27 protein-coding genes are annotated in these 20,421 nt (G+C 52.7%); 19 read left to right on the forward strand and 8 right to left on the reverse strand.

What is annotated here, in order from left to right; genetic code table 11:
- The first annotated feature begins 6 nt into the window (after window positions 1-6).
- The 9 genes from QPL94_RS00480 to QPL94_RS00520 all read left to right on the forward strand — a co-directional run bounded on the left by QPL94_RS00480 (window position 7) and on the right by QPL94_RS00520 (window position 8,233).
- A complete protein-coding gene (locus QPL94_RS00480; RefSeq protein WP_285354809.1) occupies window positions 7-1,689 on the forward strand; it encodes an AMP-binding protein in 1,683 nt (560 codons plus the stop codon).
- Window positions 1,690-1,978: 289 nt separating this feature from the next.
- Window positions 1,979-2,863 carry a hypothetical protein gene (locus QPL94_RS00485; protein WP_285354810.1) on the forward strand — a complete coding sequence of 295 codons (885 nt, stop codon included), beginning with the start codon at window positions 1,979-1,981 and terminating at the stop codon, window positions 2,861-2,863.
- A gap of 31 nt (window positions 2,864-2,894) precedes the next feature.
- On the forward strand, window positions 2,895-3,686 hold the full coding sequence (locus tag QPL94_RS00490) for a hypothetical protein (protein ID WP_285354811.1): 792 nt from the start codon (window positions 2,895-2,897) through the stop codon (window positions 3,684-3,686).
- Window positions 3,687-3,771: 85 nt separating this feature from the next.
- Window positions 3,772-4,422, forward strand: a complete 651-nt coding sequence (locus QPL94_RS00495) for a hypothetical protein (protein WP_285354812.1) — start codon at window positions 3,772-3,774, stop codon at window positions 4,420-4,422.
- A gap of 93 nt (window positions 4,423-4,515) precedes the next feature.
- A complete protein-coding gene (locus QPL94_RS00500; RefSeq protein WP_285354813.1) occupies window positions 4,516-5,028 on the forward strand; it encodes a hypothetical protein in 513 nt (170 codons plus the stop codon).
- A gap of 169 nt (window positions 5,029-5,197) precedes the next feature.
- Entirely contained in the window at window positions 5,198-5,923 is a 726-nt protein-coding gene (locus QPL94_RS00505) for a hypothetical protein (RefSeq protein WP_285354814.1), read from the forward strand.
- Between the two features lie 140 nt (window positions 5,924-6,063).
- Entirely contained in the window at window positions 6,064-7,212 is a 1,149-nt protein-coding gene (locus QPL94_RS00510; RefSeq protein ID WP_285354815.1) for a radical SAM family protein, read from the forward strand.
- Between the two features lie 66 nt (window positions 7,213-7,278).
- The gene (locus tag QPL94_RS00515) at window positions 7,279-7,824 is read left to right on the forward strand and encodes a hypothetical protein (RefSeq protein ID WP_285354816.1); all 546 of its coding nucleotides are present in this window, start codon (window positions 7,279-7,281) and stop codon (window positions 7,822-7,824) included.
- Between the two features lie 91 nt (window positions 7,825-7,915).
- Window positions 7,916-8,233 (forward strand): antibiotic biosynthesis monooxygenase family protein, encoded by a 318-nt coding sequence (locus tag QPL94_RS00520; protein ID WP_285354817.1) that lies wholly within the window; start codon window positions 7,916-7,918, stop codon window positions 8,231-8,233.
- A 39-nt stretch (window positions 8,234-8,272) separates the two neighbouring features.
- On the opposite strand, the gene QPL94_RS00525 is transcribed toward QPL94_RS00520, so the two are convergent.
- Complete coding sequence (locus tag QPL94_RS00525; protein WP_285354818.1) at window positions 8,273-9,337, reverse strand: DUF2914 domain-containing protein; 1,065 nt, start codon at window positions 9,335-9,337, stop codon at window positions 8,273-8,275.
- On the opposite strand from QPL94_RS00525, the gene QPL94_RS00530 reads away from it, so the two are divergent.
- On the forward strand, window positions 9,336-9,869 hold the full coding sequence (locus QPL94_RS00530; protein WP_285354819.1) for a GNAT family N-acetyltransferase: 534 nt from the start codon (window positions 9,336-9,338) through the stop codon (window positions 9,867-9,869). The two genes, QPL94_RS00525 and QPL94_RS00530, sit on opposite strands and share 2 nt — an antisense overlap.
- A 5-nt stretch (window positions 9,870-9,874) precedes the next feature.
- Here the strand turns inward: QPL94_RS00530 and QPL94_RS00535 are convergent, their stop codons facing one another.
- The gene (locus QPL94_RS00535; RefSeq protein ID WP_285354821.1) at window positions 9,875-10,111 is read right to left on the reverse strand and encodes an addiction module protein; all 237 of its coding nucleotides are present in this window, start codon (window positions 10,109-10,111) and stop codon (window positions 9,875-9,877) included.
- A gap of 119 nt (window positions 10,112-10,230) precedes the next feature.
- Between QPL94_RS00535 and QPL94_RS00540 the strand changes: the two genes are divergently transcribed.
- From QPL94_RS00540 to QPL94_RS00565, 6 genes are all read left to right on the forward strand, one after another.
- Entirely contained in the window at window positions 10,231-10,755 is a 525-nt protein-coding gene (locus QPL94_RS00540) for a GNAT family N-acetyltransferase (protein WP_285354823.1), read from the forward strand.
- 87 nt (window positions 10,756-10,842) lie between these two features.
- Complete coding sequence (locus tag QPL94_RS00545) at window positions 10,843-11,160, forward strand: antibiotic biosynthesis monooxygenase family protein (protein WP_285354825.1); 318 nt, start codon at window positions 10,843-10,845, stop codon at window positions 11,158-11,160.
- A gap of 108 nt (window positions 11,161-11,268) precedes the next feature.
- Window positions 11,269-11,691, forward strand: a complete 423-nt coding sequence (locus tag QPL94_RS00550) for a YciI family protein (protein ID WP_285354826.1) — start codon at window positions 11,269-11,271, stop codon at window positions 11,689-11,691.
- 27 nt (window positions 11,692-11,718) lie between these two features.
- The gene (locus tag QPL94_RS00555; protein ID WP_285354827.1) at window positions 11,719-12,108 is read left to right on the forward strand and encodes a VOC family protein; all 390 of its coding nucleotides are present in this window, start codon (window positions 11,719-11,721) and stop codon (window positions 12,106-12,108) included.
- Window positions 12,109-12,152: 44 nt separating this feature from the next.
- Entirely contained in the window at window positions 12,153-12,470 is a 318-nt protein-coding gene (locus QPL94_RS00560; protein WP_285354828.1) for an antibiotic biosynthesis monooxygenase family protein, read from the forward strand.
- Window positions 12,471-12,544: 74 nt separating this feature from the next.
- Window positions 12,545-12,835, forward strand: a complete 291-nt coding sequence (locus tag QPL94_RS00565; protein WP_285354830.1) for a nucleotidyltransferase family protein — start codon at window positions 12,545-12,547, stop codon at window positions 12,833-12,835.
- An 87-nt stretch (window positions 12,836-12,922) separates the two neighbouring features.
- Here the strand turns inward: QPL94_RS00565 and QPL94_RS00570 are convergent, their stop codons facing one another.
- Window positions 12,923-13,417, reverse strand: coding sequence for a RipA family octameric membrane protein (locus QPL94_RS00570; RefSeq protein WP_285354831.1), 495 nt, complete (start codon window positions 13,415-13,417; stop codon window positions 12,923-12,925).
- 18 nt (window positions 13,418-13,435) lie between these two features.
- A complete protein-coding gene (locus tag QPL94_RS21460) occupies window positions 13,436-13,690 on the reverse strand; it encodes a DUF6899 family protein (RefSeq protein ID WP_502881503.1) in 255 nt (84 codons plus the stop codon).
- A gap of 308 nt (window positions 13,691-13,998) precedes the next feature.
- Here QPL94_RS21460 and QPL94_RS00575 point away from each other — a divergent pair, with 308 nt between their 5' ends.
- The gene (locus QPL94_RS00575) at window positions 13,999-15,036 is read left to right on the forward strand and encodes a trypsin-like serine peptidase (RefSeq protein WP_285354832.1); all 1,038 of its coding nucleotides are present in this window, start codon (window positions 13,999-14,001) and stop codon (window positions 15,034-15,036) included.
- A 7-nt stretch (window positions 15,037-15,043) separates the two neighbouring features.
- Here QPL94_RS00575 and QPL94_RS00580 read toward each other — a convergent pair whose 3' ends face one another.
- Both QPL94_RS00580 and QPL94_RS00585 read right to left on the reverse strand, forming a co-directional pair.
- Entirely contained in the window at window positions 15,044-16,051 is a 1,008-nt protein-coding gene (locus tag QPL94_RS00580) for a hypothetical protein (protein ID WP_285354833.1), read from the reverse strand.
- Window positions 16,044-17,213 carry a hypothetical protein gene (locus tag QPL94_RS00585; RefSeq protein ID WP_285354835.1) on the reverse strand — a complete coding sequence of 390 codons (1,170 nt, stop codon included), beginning with the start codon at window positions 17,211-17,213 and terminating at the stop codon, window positions 16,044-16,046. The genes QPL94_RS00580 and QPL94_RS00585 overlap by 8 nt, the downstream gene beginning before the upstream one ends.
- Before the next feature lie 258 nt (window positions 17,214-17,471).
- On the opposite strand from QPL94_RS00585, the gene QPL94_RS00590 reads away from it, so the two are divergent.
- Entirely contained in the window at window positions 17,472-18,512 is a 1,041-nt protein-coding gene (locus QPL94_RS00590) for a fatty acid desaturase family protein (RefSeq protein WP_285354836.1), read from the forward strand.
- Window positions 18,513-18,520: 8 nt separating this feature from the next.
- On the opposite strand, the gene QPL94_RS00595 is transcribed toward QPL94_RS00590, so the two are convergent.
- Window positions 18,521-19,069, reverse strand: coding sequence for a potassium channel family protein (locus tag QPL94_RS00595; RefSeq protein ID WP_350310623.1), 549 nt, complete (start codon window positions 19,067-19,069; stop codon window positions 18,521-18,523).
- Between the two features lie 217 nt (window positions 19,070-19,286).
- Between QPL94_RS00595 and QPL94_RS00600 the strand changes: the two genes are divergently transcribed.
- Complete coding sequence (locus QPL94_RS00600) at window positions 19,287-19,973, forward strand: DUF2959 domain-containing protein (RefSeq protein WP_285354838.1); 687 nt, start codon at window positions 19,287-19,289, stop codon at window positions 19,971-19,973.
- A gap of 9 nt (window positions 19,974-19,982) precedes the next feature.
- On the opposite strand, the gene QPL94_RS00605 is transcribed toward QPL94_RS00600, so the two are convergent.
- Window positions 19,983-20,243: a hypothetical protein gene (locus QPL94_RS00605; RefSeq protein WP_285354840.1), complete on the reverse strand. Its 261-nt coding sequence runs from the start codon at window positions 20,241-20,243 to the stop codon at window positions 19,983-19,985.
- Window positions 20,244-20,421: the final 178 nt, after the last annotated feature.

The following is a 20,421-nucleotide window of genomic DNA, read 5'->3' on the forward strand; positions in this document are numbered from 1 at the left end:
ATGCGCATGACTCTTCCAAGCTATACCAGTGGCACCTCAGAAAGCCCGCTGCTGGGCATGACCATCGGCGAAATGCTCGACCGCACCGCCGAGAAGCATCCAGACACCGAAGCCCTTGTCTCCCTGCACCAGGACATCCGCTGGACCTACAGGGAATTCCTGGACAAGGTCAACGAAGCGGCCCGCGCGTTCATGGCCATCGGCGTTGAGCGTGGCGACCGGGTGGGCATCTGGTCCCCGAACCGCTACGAGTGGACCGTCACCCAGTTCGCCACCGCCAAGGTGGGCGCCATCCTGGTGAACATCAACCCGGCCTACGGCGTGCACGAACTGGAATACGCCCTGAACCTGGCCGGCATGCGCTTCCTGGTCACCGCAGACAGCTTCAAGACCTCCGACTACCGCAAGATGATTTACGAACTGGCCCCGGAACTGAACGCCAGCCAACCCGGCAAGCTCAAGTCCCGCCGCCTGGAAAAGCTCGAAGGCGTGATCAACCTCGACAAGCGCAGCCACGAAGGCATGTGGACCTGGAACGACTTCGTCGCCAAGGCCAGCGACGTCCCCCAGCAGCAACTGGACGAGCGCCAGAGCGTGCTGCAGTTTGATGACCCCATCAACATCCAGTTCACCTCCGGCACCACCGGCAACCCCAAAGGCGCCACCCTCACCCACCACAACATCCTCAACAACGGATACTTTGTGGGCGAGAGCCAGCGCCTGACCGAGAAAGACCGCCTGGTCATCCCCGTGCCCCTGTACCACTGCTTCGGCATGGTGATGGGTAACCTGGGCTGCATCACCCACGGTTCCACCATGATCTACCCGGGTGAAGGCTTCGAGCCCAAATCCGTGCTGCAGGCCGTGCACCAGGAAAAAGCCACCGCTCTCTACGGTGTGCCCACCATGTTCATCGCCGAACTGGCCGAGCCTGAGTTTGAAAGCTACGACCTCTCCAGCCTGCGCACCGGCATCATGGCTGGCTCCATCTGCCCGGCGGAAGTGATGAAAAAGGTCAACGGCAAGATGAACATGAAGGAAGTTCAGATCGCCTACGGCATGACCGAAACCAGCCCGGTATCCACGCAGACCAGCTCCCTCGACCCGTTCGAGAAGCAGGTAACCACCGTGGGCCGCACCCAGCCCCACCTGGAAACCAAGATCGTCGACCCCGCCAACGGCAACATCCTGCCCCGTGGCGAAACCGGCGAACTCTGCACACGCGGCTACAGCGTGATGCTGAGATACTGGAACAACGAAGAAAAAACCAGTGAGGCCATCGACGAAGCCGGCTGGATGCACACCGGCGACCTGGCCACCATGGACGACGAAGGCTACATCCAGATCGTTGGCCGCATCAAAGACATGGTCATCCGCGGCGGTGAGAACATCTACCCGAAAGAAATCGAGGAATTCCTCTACACCCACCCCTCCATCGAGGAAGTGCAGGTAACCGGCATCCCCGATGACAAGTACGGCGAAGAACTTATCGCCTGGGTAAAACTGGCCCCGGACGCAGACCCGGTCACCGGCGACGAGCTGCGGGAATTCTGCAAGGGCAAGATCGCCCACTTCAAGATCCCCAGGAACTACAAGTTCGTGGATGAATTCCCGATGACGGTCACCGGGAAGATCCAGAAGTTCAAGATGCGGGAGATTTCTATTGAGGAGATGGGGTTGAAGAAGTAGGCGCCTCGCCTCTTTCATTCCGTTACTGCCTCAAACCCCAGCCATGTGCTGGGGTTTGTGCTTTGTGTACTCTGCGTATACGCTCCTAGAGTAGTTGGGACCATGGAGCGCGCTTCTTTATTGCGTTGCGATATTGCGGGGTTTTCGATCGATAGCTTTGCAGACACATGATTTAACGGCTATTTTAGTGGTTAGCTAACAAACTATGGCTTGGCAATGAAGCGCTCAAAGTTTTGTCGCGATGTGCCAGCTATCTAGCTGCTGTTAGAAGTAGTACTAAGGGAGTGGAATGGATACCAATTACAAAAACGACTTTGAAGTTGTTATCGACTTCGAGCGAGGGAGCGGTGATCCCACCAGAGTGTTCCGGACGATGTCCGACCTCATAAAAGCGTTCGAATCCCTAGATAAGCACCTCCTGAGTTCATTTGATGTGGCACTGAATACTTCCCTCGTTCTAGACGAAGTGGAGACAGGGTCACTGAAGGCGCGTTTCCGCGACTTAGTCGAGGGTGTGCCGGACGAGGCACTCAAAGATGGGGAGTGGAAAAAGGTTCTGGGGCATTTCCTTCTTCGCGCTAAGTATGCAGTTTTAGGTTGGTTGAATGATCAAGATGATAGCGTAAGCCGAGAAAATGTAAGAGACCTTGAAAACGAAATCGCAAAAATTGCGGAAGATACAAATATCAAGCAGTTGCCTGCCTACGGTGCTCCCCGCGCTGATATCCTACTTTCAGATGTCCGTTCCATTCAGGAAAGCCTGGGTCATCTTGAGAGGAACGATACCGCAGTTTACGAATATGACGGTCAGAAAATATTATTTAACCGGGATCTAGAGATATCTAGTGAGATTGTGCGGGACGTGCTCACGAAAGAAGTGGTTAAGCACTCTTCCAGACAGGTAATTAAAGTTAAAAAGCCGGATTACCTTGGACAATCGATGTGGTCTTTCCAATACGCTGGGCACTCGATCGATGCCAAGATCTCACATACGGACTGGCTCTATGACTTCCAGAAGCGTGCCATCGACGTCCGTCCGGGTGACTCACTGCGTGTACTGCTTTATGAAGAAACATCTTATGGCTATGAGCAAGAGGTAGTACATTGCCACTATGAAATTGAAAAAGTCTACGAGGTAATACGCCCACCTTCTCAGGGGCAAATAGACTTCTAACAATTCGCGTAAGGCGGGCGGAGGAACATAAATGCCAGCAGCGTACAAAGAAAATAAAATAATTCCCGCTTTGCTTTCAGTGAGTGAAGACGGGACGATTACGTTTTCCTCCTCCAAGCGGTATCAGATACGAAAAAACTCAGACGGCTCAATTGAAGGATTAACCGATGAAAGTCGGTCAATAATCGAAAAATATCATCTGAACGATCAGCTTGAAGTGGCGCTTAGGGTTAAACAGGAAACGATCGAGGAATTGGCAAAATCGCCCAAAGGTTCCAATAAAAACCCTCTTGGATTTTTCCGTTCAGCTGTGGCGCAGATCGCAGCACTCAACAGAAATGCAGACAAGCACACAAGACCTACAGAGGATCATCTCAGGCGCATGCTTTTTGCTAATGCATTTTCCGCTTTGGAATCCCTGCTTTATGATCACCTGATAGATTCTCTAAATAGTGACCCCAAAGTCCTTGAAAGCCTCGGATCCAATTATGAGAAGTTCAAGAATGAGAAATTTTCCCTTAAAGCACTTATCAGCGAGAATAAAACTCCTTTAGAGCTAGCCAGTGAGCACTTTGAAAACACCGTGTTCCATAACTTGCCTTTAGTCTCAAAAATATACAAGTCGGCTTTTGGGATGGAATTACCTGACTTTGGTGACCTTTCGAAGGCGGTAGATAGCCGCCACGATATTGTTCATCGAAACGGGTATAGGCCAGGAGATAGAGAGCGACAAAGGTATTCCCGACAGGTTGTTATGAATCTGCTCATAACAATGCAATGTTTTGTTATCGATCTTTTCTCGCGATTGGCCGCTAAGAATTAAAAAGTGGCTGTTGCCGGAGGTACCCACGCTGGCGCTCCGGTACGCCGCAAAGCCAAGGCGTTAAATTTCACTGGAACCGAATCGCATGAATCATGAGGAGCGAATCAAGCAAATCGTCGAAATTGCGTACGATCGCTTGTGTGGCAAAGTCACAGGACAGCGTATTGATGTATGTAATGAAGCTTCTTTGCAGTTGCAGCTTGCATCGATCTTGAAAACACTTGGTGAGCTCTACGAGGAAACGCCAGATGAGCGATTCAATATCGAACTTGAGAAAAATGTGACGCTAAGTGGCGGAGCATTTGTGAAGAGTAGAACTGAGAAAGCGAAAATCGATATCTGGTTTTCTTTAGAGAACGTTAAAAGCGGAGAGAAACACTCTTGCGCGATCGAGCTCAAGTACTTCAAAAAATCTAATCACCGAGAGCCCAATAATCGATATGATGTCTTCAAGGATCTCCATAATCTCGAGCGCTATGGTGGCTTTGTAGATGCCGGCTACCTATTAGTGGCGAGGGACCATCCTCACTACATCAATCAGGAAGACTTTTCGCAGGACACTAAAGATTTCGATTTCCGAGAGGGCCGACGTTATGGAGCTGGAACGGAGCTAGTTTATAGGACTCAAAATCCATATGGACCGCCCATCACATTGAAAAATAACTACGATTTTTCATGGCGAGCCGTTGAGACGGGATTGAGCTTTTTGTTTGTTCCAGTAGAGCCGTGCGAATGAAATCTAATAAGTCGTGTTACCTGACAATTTTTCCACCGCTTCGCGGCGCCGAAATTTCCACAATGCTTTGCGTTAACTGTAAGAGTATCGAGTATGGATTTTCTTTCCGATCATTCAGCAGAGGTAATAGCTCTTTGCGCGTTAATTTTTACAGCATGGCAAGCGATTACCCAGCGAAAGCACAATAAAATATCAGTAAAGCCGCTTTTGCTTACTCATACAGATAGAGATAAATATAATCAGGCGGCGAGGTTACAGATTACTCTGACCAATAGCGGCCTAGGACCTGCATTCGTAAATGAATTTTCAGTGCTGGTAAACGGAAAAACGTGCGATTTCGAGAAAGCAGTTGAGGAAACGCTTGGTCCGCAAGCAAAAAATTCAACCCATACCGTTTTGCGTGAAGGCTATGCGATGCCTCACAACGAAAACGTAGTTTTGCTAGCGGTAAAATTCCGCGCGGACAACTGGGAGGAAGTGGACGCTTTCGAGGCGAAGTTGGACGTGTTTGACTTAATAATTAAATATTCATCCGCATACGGAGAGAAGTTCACACTCGACACTAGAGAAAAACAGTTAACAAATTCAGGCAAGGGGCGCTCCTGAAGTCGCGGCCCCTGCTTCAAACGTTGATAAGAACCCCAGACCATGGCGATGCAGTCTTTGTGCTTACCCGGCCAATGAATAGTAGGCTATGTTTTTTTCGTGGTGCTGCCTCCTAGCTGGGGAGTCATAATGTCTATGAGGCTATCAGAGTTATGAGGTCGTTAATACGATGAAGATTGACAGATGGGAAGAGTATCAAGAATTTTTTCAACTAATCATATTGAGGTATTTAGTTGCTTGGTTCACCCTGGTTCCGATCGTAGCTGCATTGGTAGGCCAACTCCCTAATCCCCTTCCAATTACACTGTCGGGGGTTACTTATACGATCAACCTAGCATTGCCATTCCATTGGCAAATCCTCTGGGTTTCTTCGCTCTTTTTCGTAATTGCACTTGGCATTTATAAAGTGCGATGTCCAAAATTTATCAAAAAATACAACAACTACTCCGATTACTCCGAGTACAAACACCATCCTAGATGGCTTGCTTGGGAGGCTCACAACTTATTGAAAATTGCGAGTGCCAAAGAAAAGAAAATACTGTCGGAGAGATTGTCTGACAAAGGTTATTTAGAAAAGCTAAAAGAAGAGCTGAGCGAAGAACTCTGTTCAAAACCTAAAGTTGAAGATAAGCAAACAACTATAGAATTCAAGGTGGATGGCGCGTCATATAAATTCGGAATGCCAATTCTAAGCACTTCGGAAGACCAAGAGTCAGAGAAAGACATATTCTACGAACTGTTTGGGCGATATTCTGCCAGTCGTTGCATTGCACGAGCAACAATAAAAATCTTTCTACTATTTAGCTTAGTACTTTTCATTATCGTATTGGGTCAGCATATATTCAGTGGTGCAGTATTATCTTGGAAATGGTTCGTAGGGATGACCCAAGTATGACTTCGTATAAATACTATGCAGGTCTCACTAGCCAGGTTGGCTTTTGTGCCACACCACTTAGATTGGACCCATACAACCGATGTCAGTTTTCTTGCGAGTATTGTTTTGCTTCAACCCGACAAGGTTTTGGGCGGAATGGGGTGCTAAAAATAGGTAATCCATCATCCCTGCTGAACAGGCTGGAAAGGGTTTTTGATGGGAAGGTATGTTCAGCACTTGACGAGTTAATTAGTCGAAAGGTCCCCTTCCAGCTCGGTGGCATGTCAGATCCGTTTACAAAAATAGAAACTAGAGAACGAGTCACTTTAGAATACCTAAAGATACTAAAAAAATTCGACTATCCGGTAATTATAAGCACAAAAAGTGATGAAATCATTGATAAAAAATATCTCGATGTAATTTGTGGGTCAAATGTTTATATTAGATTTTCAACCACTGTTGTAGATTATAACTCAAGAAAACTGATCGACAGGGGCTGTCCGGAATTAGAAAACCTCGCGGAAGCAGCGAAGGTTCTTCACAATGAAGGAATACCAGTTTGTTTTAGGTGTCAACCTATAATTCCGGGACACGAAGCAAGTTACGATTATTTGTTAGAGCTAGCCTGCTTTTCAAACGTTAAGCATATTTCGGCTGAATATTTAAAATGCCCAATAGATGCTAACAAAAAATTTGGGAAGCGCTTGGTAAGCATTCTGGACGGAAATCCAATTAAATTATATAGGGATTTAGGTTCCAAGAAGGAGGGCCGTGAGTATATCCTTCCTCTAGAATACAGAGGTCAAAAATTAGCAATTATGGCCAATCTAGCAAGGAAAAACGGAATAACTTTCGGCTTCGCTGACAACGATCTTCTACTGAATTCAGACGGAAATGCTTGTTGTGCTGCGTCGGATCTGTATCTAAGAAATGCCAATTACTTTACGGCAAACATTGTGTCATTGGCTAAGAGTAAATTTATTGGTGAAAAGATATATTTTAGTGATTACTTGAAGGGATGGATTCCACAGTCTGCGATATCGACGTATCTTAACTCGACAGCAAGAATAGTTGAGTTTGATGAGAATAAACCTGAATGGTTGAGCTATCTTAAACAGATGTGGTCAGGACAGTTAGGAGTCTTTAGTCCGAGCTATTTTGATGGAGTGATGATTACCGATGAGATCGATGATCATGGTCTCCCGGTGTTCATTAAAACACCCTCCGCGCTTCAAGCAATGATTGATAACGTTGCCGAGAAATGGGACCCGCAAAACAACAAAATACAAACGAACGATGCGTTCGCATAGTTGTTGATTTTGACGGAACCGGGACATATTTATTTCAGGGCTTTGCGCTAAGGATTAATTGAGAGTATGGCATCTGGGGTTGGAAATAAGCTAACAGGACAAGTCGGAGAGCATCTGGTGTCGGCGGTCTTGGGTACGCTGGGTTATTACGCCTCTCCGTACTCTGGAAATGTTCCAGGATTTGACGTCACCGCTGTGCACTCCGAATCTCTCGAATCCTTTCCCGTTCAGGTAAAAACCAGCACTAAGGGTGCTCTGGTTCAATCCACAATCGACAAATGGTGCACGCATAGTATCGGCGAAGAAAACCGCCAATCTATTGGTGCCGAGAAAGCGCTAAGGCATCCCAACTTGATCTGGATTTTGGTGCGACTGAGTAACGCAGGGATAAACGAAGCCAGGTTTTTCATTTGCACTGAGGCAGATATACAGAGAAAGGTTGTCGCGCGGTACTCAGCTTTTATGGAGAAACATGGTTATCGTCGGCCTGGGGGCGGCGCTTCACCTCAAGCGATTCTCAATATCAAAGACGTTGCGGAGTTTGAGGATAATTGGGGAATTCTGCCGAATTATCAGGCCGCTGTGGATCTTGGACTTACCCCGGTGCAGTAGACACTCCTGGCCTATGATTAGAGCATAGGAGGAATTGTCATGAGCAGCCAACAGCACGAAAGCTTTTCCAGCCTGCTACCCCGAGCACTCAATGTCAGCAATCTCCAACACCCCCAAGCCCCCATACTACGCCGTCATCTTCAGCAGCCACCGCACAGACGGCGACAACGGCTACGCCGAAATGGCCCAGCAAATGGCAGAACTGGCAGCCCAACAACCAGGCTATCTGGGCATGGAATCCGCCCGGGAGGGTCTGGGCATTACGGTGTCCTACTGGGAAAGCCTTGAGGCCATCCGCAACTGGAAGCAGAACGCAGAGCACCAGGAGGCCCAGCGGCTTGGCCATCAGCAACGGTATTCCAGCTTTCGGGTGCGGATTGCGAAGGTTGAGCGTGAATACGGCATCTAACACCCTACTCAGGCAACGGTTGCACTTCCCCCACTTCGGTTAGAGAGGCAGAACCGAAAACTCCCCTTTGGCCAAAAGCTCGCCTTCCTCTGTGACCACCTCAACTCGCCAGTCTCCCACCATGTGTCGGTCGATATACTTGGCTGAGGATGCGCGCATGGGGTCAACCGACGGCCTAATTTCCACCCGCGCAACCCGTTCACCCCCCAGGTACCAGTCGTGAAAGTGCAGCTGACCTTCCATGCCCTGGATTTCGGTAAACAGGTAAATTCGAATCAGTCCGTCACTATCCATCGTCAAAACGTTCGGGATTTCGTCAATTGGCTCTTTTTCCTCCAGGCCGGTACTCAGTTGCGCCCGGATCACGTGATCAGAAAGTAGCTTCATGGAGGCAGCATCTTCCCCGGACGGTTCGGATACTCCTGCAGCCGGCGCCGGAAGGGAGTCGGGCTCTACCAATGGTTCCGGTTCGCTCACCTGACTGGCCAACTGAGGGGAGTCGGGTTCTGCAGTGGAATCACTTTCTGCAGTGGCATCACTTTCTGCAGTGGCATCACTTTCTGCATTGGAATCACTTGATGCTGCTCCCGATGCAGTTTCGGACACGGCAACAGGCGTCTCGGCCACTTCAGTTTGAACTGAATTTGTCTCGTCCGGCATGCCAGCGTTTGCGTCAGATTCCGATGTTTCGCGTGATGAGGTCTTCGGTAACTGGATAGATGCAGGCTCGGCGGACGCGGGCTGGTCGACATATACCGACGGGAGAGAAGGCGACTCCACTCCCTGGTTCTCTGCCAGCGCTTCCTTTTGCTCGCCGGAGCCAAAGATCTCTAAAGCGCCCCAGATTATGCCCCCCACCACCAGAATTAATACGAAAAGAGCAGCAAAGATGCGCCCCCAAAGATACACAACAACCTCTTCGGGCTCTTTGGGCTCAGGTAGGCGTGAGGACTTACCAGAAAAACGTTGATCTTGCGGTCTTGCTGTTTTCACCGGTCGTTCTTCCTTGAAGCGGGGAAAATACACTATAGCAAACTCATGCACGTACAAGGTGGCGGTGCCATAATTATCGGAGAAGATTTTTTTCGCGAAGGGAAGGGCCATGACCTCACAGAACATCATGATCAGGGAAGAGAGCGAGATAGACATTCCGGCTATCTCGGCCATTACCCTCGCCGCTTTCCAGCCGCTGGACATCAGCAACCACACGGAACACTTCATCATTGACGCCCTGAGAGCCGCCGGCGCGCTATCGGTCTCACTGGTGGCTGAGGAGGTGGACGGGCGTATTGTGGGGCATATTGCGTTTTCGCCGGTCACCATGTCGGATGGCTCTGAAGGCTGGTATGGCCTGGGGCCGGTGTCGGTGCTTCCGGAGTTTCAGCGCAAGGGCATCGGCAAGGCCCTGATCAACGAGGGCCTGGAACGGTTAAAGGGGATGAACGCGAAGGGTTGCTGCCTGGTGGGGCATCCCGAGTATTACCGCCAATTCGGGTTCGTGAATACGGACGCCCTGGCCCACGAAGGTGTGCCAGCAGAGTATTTCTTTGTTTTACCGTTCGGCGATTCCGTGCCGCAAGGGATGGTGGTGTTTCATGAGGGGTTCAATGCCGCGCCGGTTTCTCAGACGGATTGATCTTGCTAATGGCCTAACCTCGCTCGCATCGTTGACCGGAATTCTTCACGGCTGAGCAACGCGGCTTTTCCACTTTTGACCTTGGACACACGGCGAACAATTTCATCGTTCCAAGCCTGCTCGACTGAGTCGTCACGGGGGCCGTCCAGGCTCATTATTAGCTCCCGAGCCAGCGCTGCACGTTCCGACTCTGAGAGAGTCGAAATCTGGGAGCGTAGGTGGTCTAATGTTTTGGTAGTCATGGTGCCTCCACGAATGGCGATACAAGTATGCTATCCCGATTCAAGGGCCCTAACAAGACGGTTATTCCCAGTCCCAAGGCCACCAGGAACTGTACACAAAATGCATCACGGACAGACGCATGGTCATAGCTGAAACACCCAGATTGTTACTGCGTGAGTTTTCATCGGATGATGTTGGCGCACTTGCGGAGGTTCTTGGTGATCCGAAGGTAATGGAGTTTTCGACCAACGGGCCATGCACCGAGGATGGTACCCAGCAGTTTATCGACTGGTGCCTGGACTCTTACCGGAACCATGGTTTTGGCCAGTGGGCAGTTGTCGATCGTCTTTCCCGGGTAATGATTGGCTTTTGCGGGTTGAGCCAGGTAGAGCTTGATGGCGCTCAGGAGATCGAGATTGGCTATCGCCTTGCGCCGGATGCATGGGGGCAAGGCCTGGCGTCAGAGGCCGCGGAGGCGGCGTTGGAGTATGGCTTCTCGCACTGCCACATTGACTCGATCATAGCGATCATCGCTACCCGCCACGTAGCTTCTGCTCGTGTGGCGGAGAAAGTGGGATTCAGAATTGATACCCATACCAAATACCGTGGCTGGGACGTTTGTATCTACCGCAAACGCCGTATGGTGAGTACGGGAGCCGGATAGCGTGTGGCAAACGCTCCGGCCACATAACTTGCTAATGGAGAGCATGAATGCAAACTCAAACACTCCCCGTTATCACTGGAGTGGCCAATGTCCGACATCGCCAATACACCTAAAACTCCCTATTACGCTGTCATCTTCAGCAGCCACCGCACAGACGGCGACAACGGCTACGCCGAAATGGCCGCCCGAATGGCGGAACTGGCAGCCCAGCAACCAGGCTATCTGGGCATGGAATCCGCCCGGGAGGGTCTGGGCATTACGGTGTCCTACTGGGAAAGCCTTGAGGCCATCCGCAACTGGAAGCAGAACGCCGAGCACCAGGAGGCCCAGCGCCTTGGCCATCAGCAATGGTATTCCAGTTTTCGGGTGCGGATTGCGAAGGTAGAGCGGGAATACGGTATCTAAGCCAACGCATCGACAAAATCGCACAATTGTCGAAAACCCCGGTGCCCAGTCGACTACCCGATGAGCCTTTCACAGCTTTTTGATGAAACAACGATCGGGAGAAACGCCATGAAATACATGTTGTTGGCCTACGGAAACGAAGAAAAATTCAACCAGATGAGCAAAGACGAGCTGGCCGATATTGGCGAGAAGTGCAAGGGCTTCGACGCCGAGATGCAGGCGGCGGGCGAGGTCACATGGGGCGGGAGCCTTAGCTGGAGCTCGAAGTCGATGCGCCTCAAGGACGGCAAACTGACGGTCACCGATGGGCCGTTCGCGGAAACCAAGGAGGTTGTGGGCGGCGTGGTGATTATCGAAGCGCCGGACTTCGACGCAGCGGTGAAGCTCGCCTCGCTGCACCCGGCAGCGCGCATCGGTGAAGAGCTGGGCTGGGGCATCGAACTCCGCCCGATGGACTACTGCCCCGCGATCCGCGAGGCGGAGGCCGCGCGGCGAGTAGGTCTGGCTGAGACTGAAGACCAGCTAGGCTAGTTGCTTTGACGAATTGAGGTAGAAAAGATGCGGATCAAGCTGAATAGTGTTCTCGTCGACAATCAATCGAAGGCCCTCACCTTTTATACGGAGGTCCTCGGCTTTGTCGTAAGCCAGGATGTGCCGGTTGGTGAGTTTCGTTGGCTGACAGTACGATCGCCTGAAGGTGGGGAAACCGAGTTGATTCTGGAGCCCAATGCCAACCCGGCAGCGAAGGAATATCAGGAAGCGCTGTTTGGGCAAGGTATTCCGCTAACGGCCTTCGAGGTTGACGATGTGAAAGCGGAATTTCAGAGCCTGAGAACCAAAGGAGTCGAGTTTACGACTGAGCCACTGCAGGCGGGGCCTGTATGGATTGCAATTTTCTCCGATACCTGCGGGAACCTTATTCAGATCTATCAGCCTCCTGAAACATGAAGGCTCTGTGAAAAGCTTTTCCAACCCGCTGCCCGGAGCGCTCTATGTCAGAAATCACGAACACCCCTAATGCCCCCTACTACGCCGTCATTTTCAGCAGCCTCCGCACAGACGGCGACAACGGCTATACCGAAATGGCCCAACGAATGGCAGAACTAGCAGCCCAGCAACCCGGCTATCTAGGCATGGAATCCGCCCGGGAGGGTCTGGGCATTACGGTCTCCTACTGGGAAAGCCTTGATGCCATCCGCAACTGGAAGCATAACGCCGAGCATCGGGAGGCCCAGCGGCTTGGCCATCAGCAATGGTATTCCAGTTTTCGGGTGCGGATTGCGAAGGTAGAGCGGGACTACGGTATCTAACCCGCCCTCTAGAGAGGCTTTTTGATAGACTGCCAGATACGACACCGTTGGAAATGCGCCCCGGAGGTTGAACGATGGACCGAAAGCGAGCTCTTGAATTGCTCACTCGCAGCAAGCCTGAGCTGGAGGCCCGTTTCGGCGTAACCCAGTTGGCGCTATTTGGCTCCACCGCCCGTGATACAGCAACTAGCAACAGCGACATTGATGTGCTGGTGGCCTTCGACGGCCCGGCTACCTCCAAGCGTTATTTTGGCGTGCAATTCTATCTGGAAGATCTGCTTGGCTGCCCCGTTGACCTGGTTACAGAGAAGGCCTTACGCCCTGAGCTGCGTCCTTACGTAGAAAGGGAGCAAGTACGTGTCTGACTCCTTCCAGCGCGAGGTTGTGGGCGGCGTGGTCATCATCGAAGCGCCGGACTTAGATGCAGCGGTGAGGCTCGCCTGTCGGGGGCATCAACTGCAAAGATGAGGCAGAAGCCAAGGCCCTGAAATCAACAAACCACCAATCGCCAAAATACCAATATATATACGGAAAAGATTTGGAATTATGGTCCTATATTTTCCGCCGGCCCGTTCATTCTCCCAAGCCTGAGTGATGTGGCAGTCATTTAAGTCCGAATCGGCCAGAACTTTGTTCTCCAGGGCTTTCAGGCTGCGAACTTCACAATCCACCAGCTGCTCGTTTCTCTGATCTAGTTGCGAAAAACACAGAGTAACCAGTATCGCAGACACTGAAAGAAATATACCCACTACCGCCATCACGGGATGAGATACCTCAGCTTGCCATAGAAAGCCCAGTGCCGTTATAAACGCCGCTATTGCAACAAAATAGAAGTTAAGAGACCGATGGCGTTGCGCGGCGTGGTAAATAAAAAGCGCTCGGGCATGTTCCAGCATCATTTCCGGCGTAGTATCCTGACTTTCTGGTTCCCTCTTTTCACCAGCCATGGCTTTATCTCCAATTTTTTATTTGTCTATGGAATAAACATCTCCGTTCGTCGAAATTTTTTGATCTTCATAGGGTGCGGCAATTCTTCGGTAGAGCTCCAATTTCGCGCACTCTAGAACTCCAATCGCATCATTTAAATGTGCGTAGTTAAGACCAGCCTCCAAAAGATAGGCGTCTACAAGTTTTGTTATAGCATAGTTTAGTTCTCCAGCCGTGCGCGGAACTGCGCCTTCATCCAACCTCGGTCTATCAATTGTATTTATGTACGGCATAATATTGCCCTCAATGTTTTGGTCGACTCTGCACTGTTTTCAACTTGACGCTCAACAGCTAATTCAAGGAAATATCACAACTATCCGAGCACTACTAGCCCTTGGCGATGCGTTTTCCCGTGTGGCTTCGCCTGTACTTACAAACCATTCAATCTTTGACCGCCACGCAGGAAGAACTAGACTAATAATGACTCTGATTTTCGCTGGAGAGTCTTGCCCCCGGGGGTTCACAAGACGATGTTGCTGCGCTCGCCTGCTGTCTCTTGGATAACGCCGCCCATTTAGCTGGTCATCGCCGATTTTTCTGAATGCACACAAAACCGGGACAGGTTCAGCGCTGGCATCGTCTGGCGCTGAAAACCGTGGTTTGGCATTTTAAAAGGAACTTTAAAATGGCTAGCAAAGATAAAGCGAACGATGAATCCCCTCTCTCTGCGTCACAGGTTGCCGAACGTTTCGACAAGCGTCCGAAGGGCAAGGTACCGAAAGATTTGCAGTCCATGTTGCTGCCGGAATTAAAGCCCTACAAGCATAAAGGAATTGATGTTGAACGGGATGCGCAGGCTGACGTAACACCGACCGTACCAATGATTCCCAAGTGGTTTGGGGCAAGCGCCATACCCTGCAGGGAGAGGCAGCTAAAACCGCCCCGCGTTCTTCTGAATGGAAAAGATCTCCGGCCTCTTACGGTTTTTAATCCGGAGGACCGCAGAATCTACAACGACATCAGTTATCCATGGGGAACCATTTGCAAGGTGCTGACCTCGTCCGGCACCGGATCAGGTGTCATTGTTGGGCCCAGGCATGTGCTGACGGCAAGTCATGTGGTTGACTGGAGTTCAAATGGCGCAGGCACCGTTGAGGTTCATCGATCCGGCGGTTCAGTCCGTGCCGTCACAGCCATCACCAGGGTCTGGTTTTATACAAAAGTGACCGGCAGCGTTGGCTGGTTTGAACTCGACGAGGACTATGCGGTTCTGGTCACCGCTGATCGTATTGGCGATCTGTTCGGATGGATGGGCACGCGGACGTACAACAGTTCATGGGATGACGAACCTTTCTGGTTCAATATCGGCTATCCCGCAAGTATTGGCAGCGCCTTGCGCCCGACCTTTCAGCGCGACAAGAAGCTGAACGAGCCCTGGTATGATCTTGGCCCCGCTCGCTCCATGGAAACTCATGCGGACCTGACGCCCGGAAACTCCGGCGGCCCGATGTTCGCTTTCTGGAGCGACGGTCCCTATGTTGTGGCGGTGGTATCGGCTGAAGATACAGACGAAAACTGGTGCGCTGGTGGCTCCTGGCTAACGAAGCTTGTTCGCCATGCACGGGATCAGGATGTGTAACCAGTCACTAAAGGCCATTATCCCTGTCCGACACCAGAAGTTCGTCGAGCCGCTGCCGGTAACCGTCGTAACGTCGCTTCTGCTTACCGACGAATTGATACAGGTCGACACCGAGAAAGACGGCTGCGCCATCGTAGGCACCGTCAGGGTCGTCGTGCCACGTTACACCGAGCTTGAACTGCCGATAGTTCAGCCCGATGCCGATGCCGGGTTCACGATCGGTCGGGAACGCGCCCACAATAGATGCGCCCCACCGGCTCCTGTAGTTGCTCGAGTACCTGACGAAGCCAATGGCCTCGACGAGCAGTGTGCCGCCGAGGTCGCCGTCGGTGTGCGACTCGACGTTTGCGAGCAGGCCCACCGACGGATGCATCAGAACGAGCTGTGACCGCGGCGGCCCGTTTGCGATATGTTTGTCGGTGAGGAACCAGCTGTTAACCGCGGCCTCCCATGGGTACATGGGCATGCCTTCGAACAGGTAGCGATCGTAGAGGGTTTCCAGCGCCGCGAGGTTGGTCGAAAACCCCTGCCGAGGTGTGACCAGCAGTTCATTCCCAGCCCGGCTGACGAGACGCACAAACTGGGCAAATTCCGCCCTTGCCTGGCGCATGGCTGCGGATTCCTCGCAGGCGTCTGCGTCGGCCGGAAGCTGCACCTTGCGATTGCCGTCGAAAACGAATTGGTCTCGGCCGAAGTCGCCTTTCTCTATGATCCAGTCTCCCAGTACAATCGTGCCATCCGCGAAATCATTGAGACGCGCCTTCGCATGGTCGGCGAGTGTTTGCGGCCAGGAAGCCGACTTCGCGTTGAGTTCTTCTCCGAGTGCGCCAACTGTCGCCAGCCGGCTGCCGGCCGCGAACGCGCTTTCCCCCGGACCAGACTTAAAATCGGACCAGTTGAACGCGTCGACCGTGTCCAGCGAAATGCCGCAAACGGTGTAATCCTGCTGAGCCAGTGCTGTGGCTGAAACGAGTAATGCACCGCCAAGGAGCAACGTCTTGATCGTCTTAAACATCGAGAACCTCCTTCAGCTTGTCGATCGCGTTAATGATGTCGTCGAGACCGGAGATATCCTTCGACTTAAGCTTGTCGAAACCCGCTTTGAACGGTGCCCCTATTGACGACGGACCAAATTTGCGAGGGAACGCATTCAGCGACTTCATATCGTCATCGGACGGCACATACGGATTAACGTACTTGCTCAAAAGGCGCAGGTGCAGATTTGGATGCGCCATGTAGTGAGATGCGCAGTGAATCCACGCTCCGATGTCGGCGGCACCGCTTAGGTCGTCGTTCGGCAGGAAGTGGTTGAACTTCAGGTCGCGGAAGCGATCGGTCAGTTCCCAATCGGCGGGTGGGTCAAAGTCGGTCGCGATCGAAACCGGATCGGCGATATGGTTCGCGTTGATGTAGGTTTTCGCATAGGCGCCCTCGGCTGACGACGTACCGGGGCGGACAATCGTCCTTTCGGGCTTCTCGGTAGCATAAATGAATCCCGACACGTTCGAGATCATCGTAACCGACTCGAAAGTAAACAAGGTTGGCGAGAACGGATTGACGACATTCCATTGCTCCTTCAGGCGTTCAAACGCGTGGAGGATATCTTGCTGTTCTTGCCTGATTTCGGGGTTCGTTTCGGCTGCGTGCCGCGCTGCGAGACCGTTGATCCACGATTCATTGCCGAGATGGCACAGTGCATCATTGGCAACCGCCGTACCGAGCGAGTGTGCGAGGATGTGATAATCGGGAACGGCATCGCCCATCGTTGCGGTTTCAACGACTTTGTCGACAATCTGCTTGATGACGCGCAGCGATACCCGCTGCTGAAAGAGACGAAAACCACGATACAGCACAACATCGGCAGCAAACGTCTTCTCCCAGTCGTCCTCATCGAGATCCGAGACGAAATCGAGTACCTCACTCGCGAGCTCCGGCAGCACTGGAAGACTGTTTTTCAGCCCCTCCGCCTGTGACGCCCAGTGACTCATGATACGCCGGAAAACGTCGTCATAAAGAACCGGCACGAACTCGACGTAGGAATCGATCGACTGGTTCTTGAAAAACCCGTACTGCTCCGAGGCTTTTTTGAGCGCATTTACCGCGCCCGTCTCTTCGGATAGCCAGCCCTTGTCGTACTTGCCAATGCCGTGTAGTACGAACACGATGTCTTTTGCCATATCTTGCCCTCCCTGTCGCCGCACCTAAGAGGCCGTCGCCGAGGTCACCCTCCTCGTGCGCCATTGGATCAAGATAGAACTGCTGTCCGTCGCTGAGACGTGAATATAAGTAGTAAAGCGCAGTATTCCCCGAATTACGAGGAAACCGGGAAATCCGGACCGGCGACAGTAACCGTGATGCTGAGCAACAGGCGCTTCCCTGCCGTTGGAAAATACCTTCTAAAAGATCTAACTTTATAGGCAGGGAGGTGGCGTGCCATGCGTCAGGAACATGTCCAGGAACCGGACGACAGCTTGCCGGAACACAGCGAAGGCATCCAGGTCGGCCGGGACTTGCTCGCGGCCACGAAACCTTATGTTGAAGAGTCTACTGCCAGAAGCTGGTGGCTCGTTGGCTCTACTTTTGTGTTAATGATTGCCGCACTGACGGCCGCCGGGCTGATCCAGTGGTGGCCCCTCAAGGTGGTGTTTTCGGTATTGGGCGCCCTGCTGATGGTGCGCGCCTTCATCACCTTTCACGATTACCTGCACCGGGCGATTCTCCAGAACTCCCGTATTGCCTACTGGCTCTTCCATGGCTTTGGCGCCCTGATGCTGACGCCAACACGCTCCTGGCTCGCCAGCCACAATTACCATCACGGCCATGTGGGCCAGATTTCGGATGCCAGTGTGGGCGCTTTTCCGCTGATAACCGCCCAGATGTGGCGGGAGTCAACGCCGTGGCAACGCTTTACCTATCGCGCCCAGCGCAATCCCCTGGTGGTACTGTTGAGCTACCCCGTTGTGTTCGGTTTGAACATTACGCTCATGCCGTTGCTGAAGAACCCCCGCAAACACATGGATTCGCTGACAGCGCTTGTCAGTCATTTCGGGTTGATCGTCGTGCTGTGGATGCTGGGCGGGTTCAGTCTGGTGTTTTTTGTCGTCCTGCTGCCCATTACCCTGGCCTCTGCGATGGGGTGCTATCTGTTCTTTGCCCAGCACAGTTTCCGGCGCATGCTGATTGCCTCGCCTGAAGCCTGGACCTATTACCGGGGAGCCATGGAGTCTTCCAGCTACATGCGGATGAACAAGGTTATGCAGTGGTTTACCGGGAATATTGGCTACCACCATATTCACCATCTCAACGTGCGGATTCCCTTCTACCGCCTTCCCGAAGTGATGGACGCGATACCGGAACTGCAATCACCGCTGGTAACGACCCTGGCACCCGGCGACATTGTTGACTGCTTCCGGTTCGCCCTCTGGGATGAGGACAAACAGCGCATGGTGTCCTACCGGGAGGCCAGCCCGACCTGACGACAATGTCACGATTGCGACGGTTGTCGCGACAGGGCGCGGATCTCACTGCGCAAGGCGCTCACCTCATCCCGGAGCGCGATCATTTGTTTGGCTCCGGCCAATTCGGCGTCGTTACTCTCGGCATCACGACCCACGAAGAAGGTGGCCAGCGTTGCTGTCACATAGCCGAAGACGCCGAAGGCATACAGCGCCAGGAAACCGCAAAGCACACGCCCCTCGGCCGTTTGCGGCCAGTATTCCGAGCCCATAGTTGCCATGATCATGGCCGTCCACCACAGCGACTCGCCGTAGCTGTCGAGGCCGCCGGGTACCTCGCTCTCGAACGCGTACATGCCGGCCGCGCCAGCGAACGTGACCAGCACCGTCAGGGCGATCACATACCCGAAACCCCGTCGGCTCAGGCTGGCACCCAGCGCCTTCATTCCACGGTTCAGGGAACTGACCACCCGCACCAGCCGCAACCCGCGCCCCGCCCTGGCGATGCGGAGCAACCGGAATACGCGGAAGATGCGGAAGATCCGCAGGGCGGGGAGCAGCAGGGCTATGGCGGTCAGCCCTCAAGGCGCTGAAGCAGTTCGTATCGCTCCCGTTTCAGCTCCTCTTCGTCCGCAGGGTTTGTATCAGGGTTTTCTTTGTTGCTGTCCTTGCTCATCGGATGTCCTCCCGTTCGAACTGTCCCGGGAAGCCGGCGTCTGAATCAGCGCTTGTCAGCGTCCCGCCGCCATGCTTCACTTTCCAGACTCGCACCCGTGCATCAACAGGAGACTACTTATGTCCAGCCCTGTCACTGTCAGTTCAATACTACCATCCGGTGCCCGGCGACTATGGCTGTCGCTGTTCAGTGTCGCGATTCTGAGTGGGTGTTCCTCGCTGTACTACGACACCATGGAAAAATTCGGGTATGAAAAGCGCGACATCCTGGTAGACCGGGTGGAAGATGCGCGGGACAGCCAGAATGATGCCCAGGAAACCTTCCGCTCTTCTCTGGAGCGCTTCCAGAGCGTGGTGGATACGCCGGATACCGAGCTCAAGGAACGGTATGCCGAGATCAGCGATGCCTACGAAGACAGTCAGTCGAGTGCCGAGGAAGTCCGTGACCGCATCGAGAAGGTGGAAGATGTTGCGGAAGATCTGTTCGATGAATGGGAGGATGAGCTCGATAAATATGAGAGTGCCTCTCTGCGTCGCAGCAGCGAGCAGCAGCTTGATGAAACCCGCGCTCAGTATGGCCAGCTGATTCGCCGCATGCACGCTGCCGAAGAGCGCATGGACCCGGTGCTTCAGGCCTTTCAGGATCAGGTGCTGTATCTCAAGCATAACCTCAACGCCCAGGCGATCGGCTCGCTAGAGAACGAGCTGGTGGGTATTCGCCAGGACGTCGATGCGCTGATTCGTAATATGGAGCAGTCGATTGCAGAGTCCGAGGCCTTTATCCGGCGTTTTCGTAACGGCGGGTAGCCTCCCGGACTAGCCGCGGACCGTCTTGCCCTGGGTCATCTGGTTCTCGTGAAACTGATTCATATACTTGCCAAGGCGCTCGCGGGCGGACTCCAGTTCCTTCCAGGCTTCCTGTAATTCGGCCAGATCTTCCTGGGCAGGTGCCTGGTCCTGGGTACCACTGTCGAGGCTCTCATAGGCCGCATCAATCCGTTCTGCCACGTCCTGATACTTGGTCCAGGCCGCCTCGTACCGCTCCCGTTCGGATTTCCATTCGCGCGTATTTACCATTGTCTGTCTCCTACTGGTATCTACCTGTCCATGTTTGATCTTTTATCGTGCGCTAATACCACACCTGAGGGCAGGAGACGTTTCTTTCAACCCGTCGCTGTGGACCGAAGTTCGGCTCCGGGGCTGGTGCTTCTTTCCATGGCCTATTGGTGTATGATGCCGCACCAATTTAGAGCAC

It is taken from the genome of Marinobacter sp. SS13-12 (genome assembly GCF_030227115.1).
GTDB lineage: Bacteria > Pseudomonadota > Gammaproteobacteria > Pseudomonadales > Oleiphilaceae > Marinobacter.

What these genes read in the sequence shown, in the direction of transcription:
- QPL94_RS00540 (WP_285354823.1), top strand. Translation starts at nt 10,231, where the DNA reads ATGGTCATAGCTGAAACACCCAGATTGTTACTGCGTGAGTTTTCATCG.
- QPL94_RS00505 (WP_285354814.1), top strand. Translation starts at nt 5,198, where the DNA reads ATGAAGATTGACAGATGGGAAGAGTATCAAGAATTTTTTCAACTAATC.
- QPL94_RS00490 (WP_285354811.1), top strand. Translation starts at nt 2,895, where the DNA reads ATGCCAGCAGCGTACAAAGAAAATAAAATAATTCCCGCTTTGCTTTCA.
- QPL94_RS00605 (WP_285354840.1), bottom strand. Translation starts at nt 20,243, where the DNA reads ATGGTAAATACGCGCGAATGGAAATCCGAACGGGAGCGGTACGAGGCG.
- QPL94_RS00570 (WP_285354831.1), bottom strand. Translation starts at nt 13,417, where the DNA reads ATGGCTGGTGAAAAGAGGGAACCAGAAAGTCAGGATACTACGCCGGAA.
- QPL94_RS00520 (WP_285354817.1), top strand. Translation starts at nt 7,916, where the DNA reads ATGTCAGCAATCTCCAACACCCCCAAGCCCCCATACTACGCCGTCATC.
- QPL94_RS00550 (WP_285354826.1), top strand. Translation starts at nt 11,269, where the DNA reads ATGAAATACATGTTGTTGGCCTACGGAAACGAAGAAAAATTCAACCAG.
- QPL94_RS00580 (WP_285354833.1), bottom strand. Translation starts at nt 16,051, where the DNA reads ATGTTTAAGACGATCAAGACGTTGCTCCTTGGCGGTGCATTACTCGTT.
- QPL94_RS00590 (WP_285354836.1), top strand. Translation starts at nt 17,472, where the DNA reads ATGCGTCAGGAACATGTCCAGGAACCGGACGACAGCTTGCCGGAACAC.
- QPL94_RS00585 (WP_285354835.1), bottom strand. Translation starts at nt 17,213, where the DNA reads ATGGCAAAAGACATCGTGTTCGTACTACACGGCATTGGCAAGTACGAC.
- QPL94_RS00575 (WP_285354832.1), top strand. Translation starts at nt 13,999, where the DNA reads ATGCACACAAAACCGGGACAGGTTCAGCGCTGGCATCGTCTGGCGCTG.
- QPL94_RS00600 (WP_285354838.1), top strand. Translation starts at nt 19,287, where the DNA reads ATGTCCAGCCCTGTCACTGTCAGTTCAATACTACCATCCGGTGCCCGG.
- QPL94_RS00525 (WP_285354818.1), bottom strand. Translation starts at nt 9,337, where the DNA reads ATGGCCCTTCCCTTCGCGAAAAAAATCTTCTCCGATAATTATGGCACC.
- QPL94_RS00565 (WP_285354830.1), top strand. Translation starts at nt 12,545, where the DNA reads ATGGACCGAAAGCGAGCTCTTGAATTGCTCACTCGCAGCAAGCCTGAG.
- QPL94_RS00555 (WP_285354827.1), top strand. Translation starts at nt 11,719, where the DNA reads ATGCGGATCAAGCTGAATAGTGTTCTCGTCGACAATCAATCGAAGGCC.
- QPL94_RS00535 (WP_285354821.1), bottom strand. Translation starts at nt 10,111, where the DNA reads ATGACTACCAAAACATTAGACCACCTACGCTCCCAGATTTCGACTCTC.
- QPL94_RS00560 (WP_285354828.1), top strand. Translation starts at nt 12,153, where the DNA reads ATGTCAGAAATCACGAACACCCCTAATGCCCCCTACTACGCCGTCATT.
- QPL94_RS00515 (WP_285354816.1), top strand. Translation starts at nt 7,279, where the DNA reads ATGGCATCTGGGGTTGGAAATAAGCTAACAGGACAAGTCGGAGAGCAT.
- QPL94_RS00485 (WP_285354810.1), top strand. Translation starts at nt 1,979, where the DNA reads ATGGATACCAATTACAAAAACGACTTTGAAGTTGTTATCGACTTCGAG.
- QPL94_RS00480 (WP_285354809.1), top strand. Translation starts at nt 7, where the DNA reads ATGACTCTTCCAAGCTATACCAGTGGCACCTCAGAAAGCCCGCTGCTG.
- QPL94_RS00530 (WP_285354819.1), top strand. Translation starts at nt 9,336, where the DNA reads ATGACCTCACAGAACATCATGATCAGGGAAGAGAGCGAGATAGACATT.
- QPL94_RS00500 (WP_285354813.1), top strand. Translation starts at nt 4,516, where the DNA reads ATGGATTTTCTTTCCGATCATTCAGCAGAGGTAATAGCTCTTTGCGCG.
- QPL94_RS21460 (WP_502881503.1), bottom strand. Translation starts at nt 13,690, where the DNA reads ATGCCGTACATAAATACAATTGATAGACCGAGGTTGGATGAAGGCGCA.
- QPL94_RS00545 (WP_285354825.1), top strand. Translation starts at nt 10,843, where the DNA reads ATGTCCGACATCGCCAATACACCTAAAACTCCCTATTACGCTGTCATC.
- QPL94_RS00495 (WP_285354812.1), top strand. Translation starts at nt 3,772, where the DNA reads ATGAATCATGAGGAGCGAATCAAGCAAATCGTCGAAATTGCGTACGAT.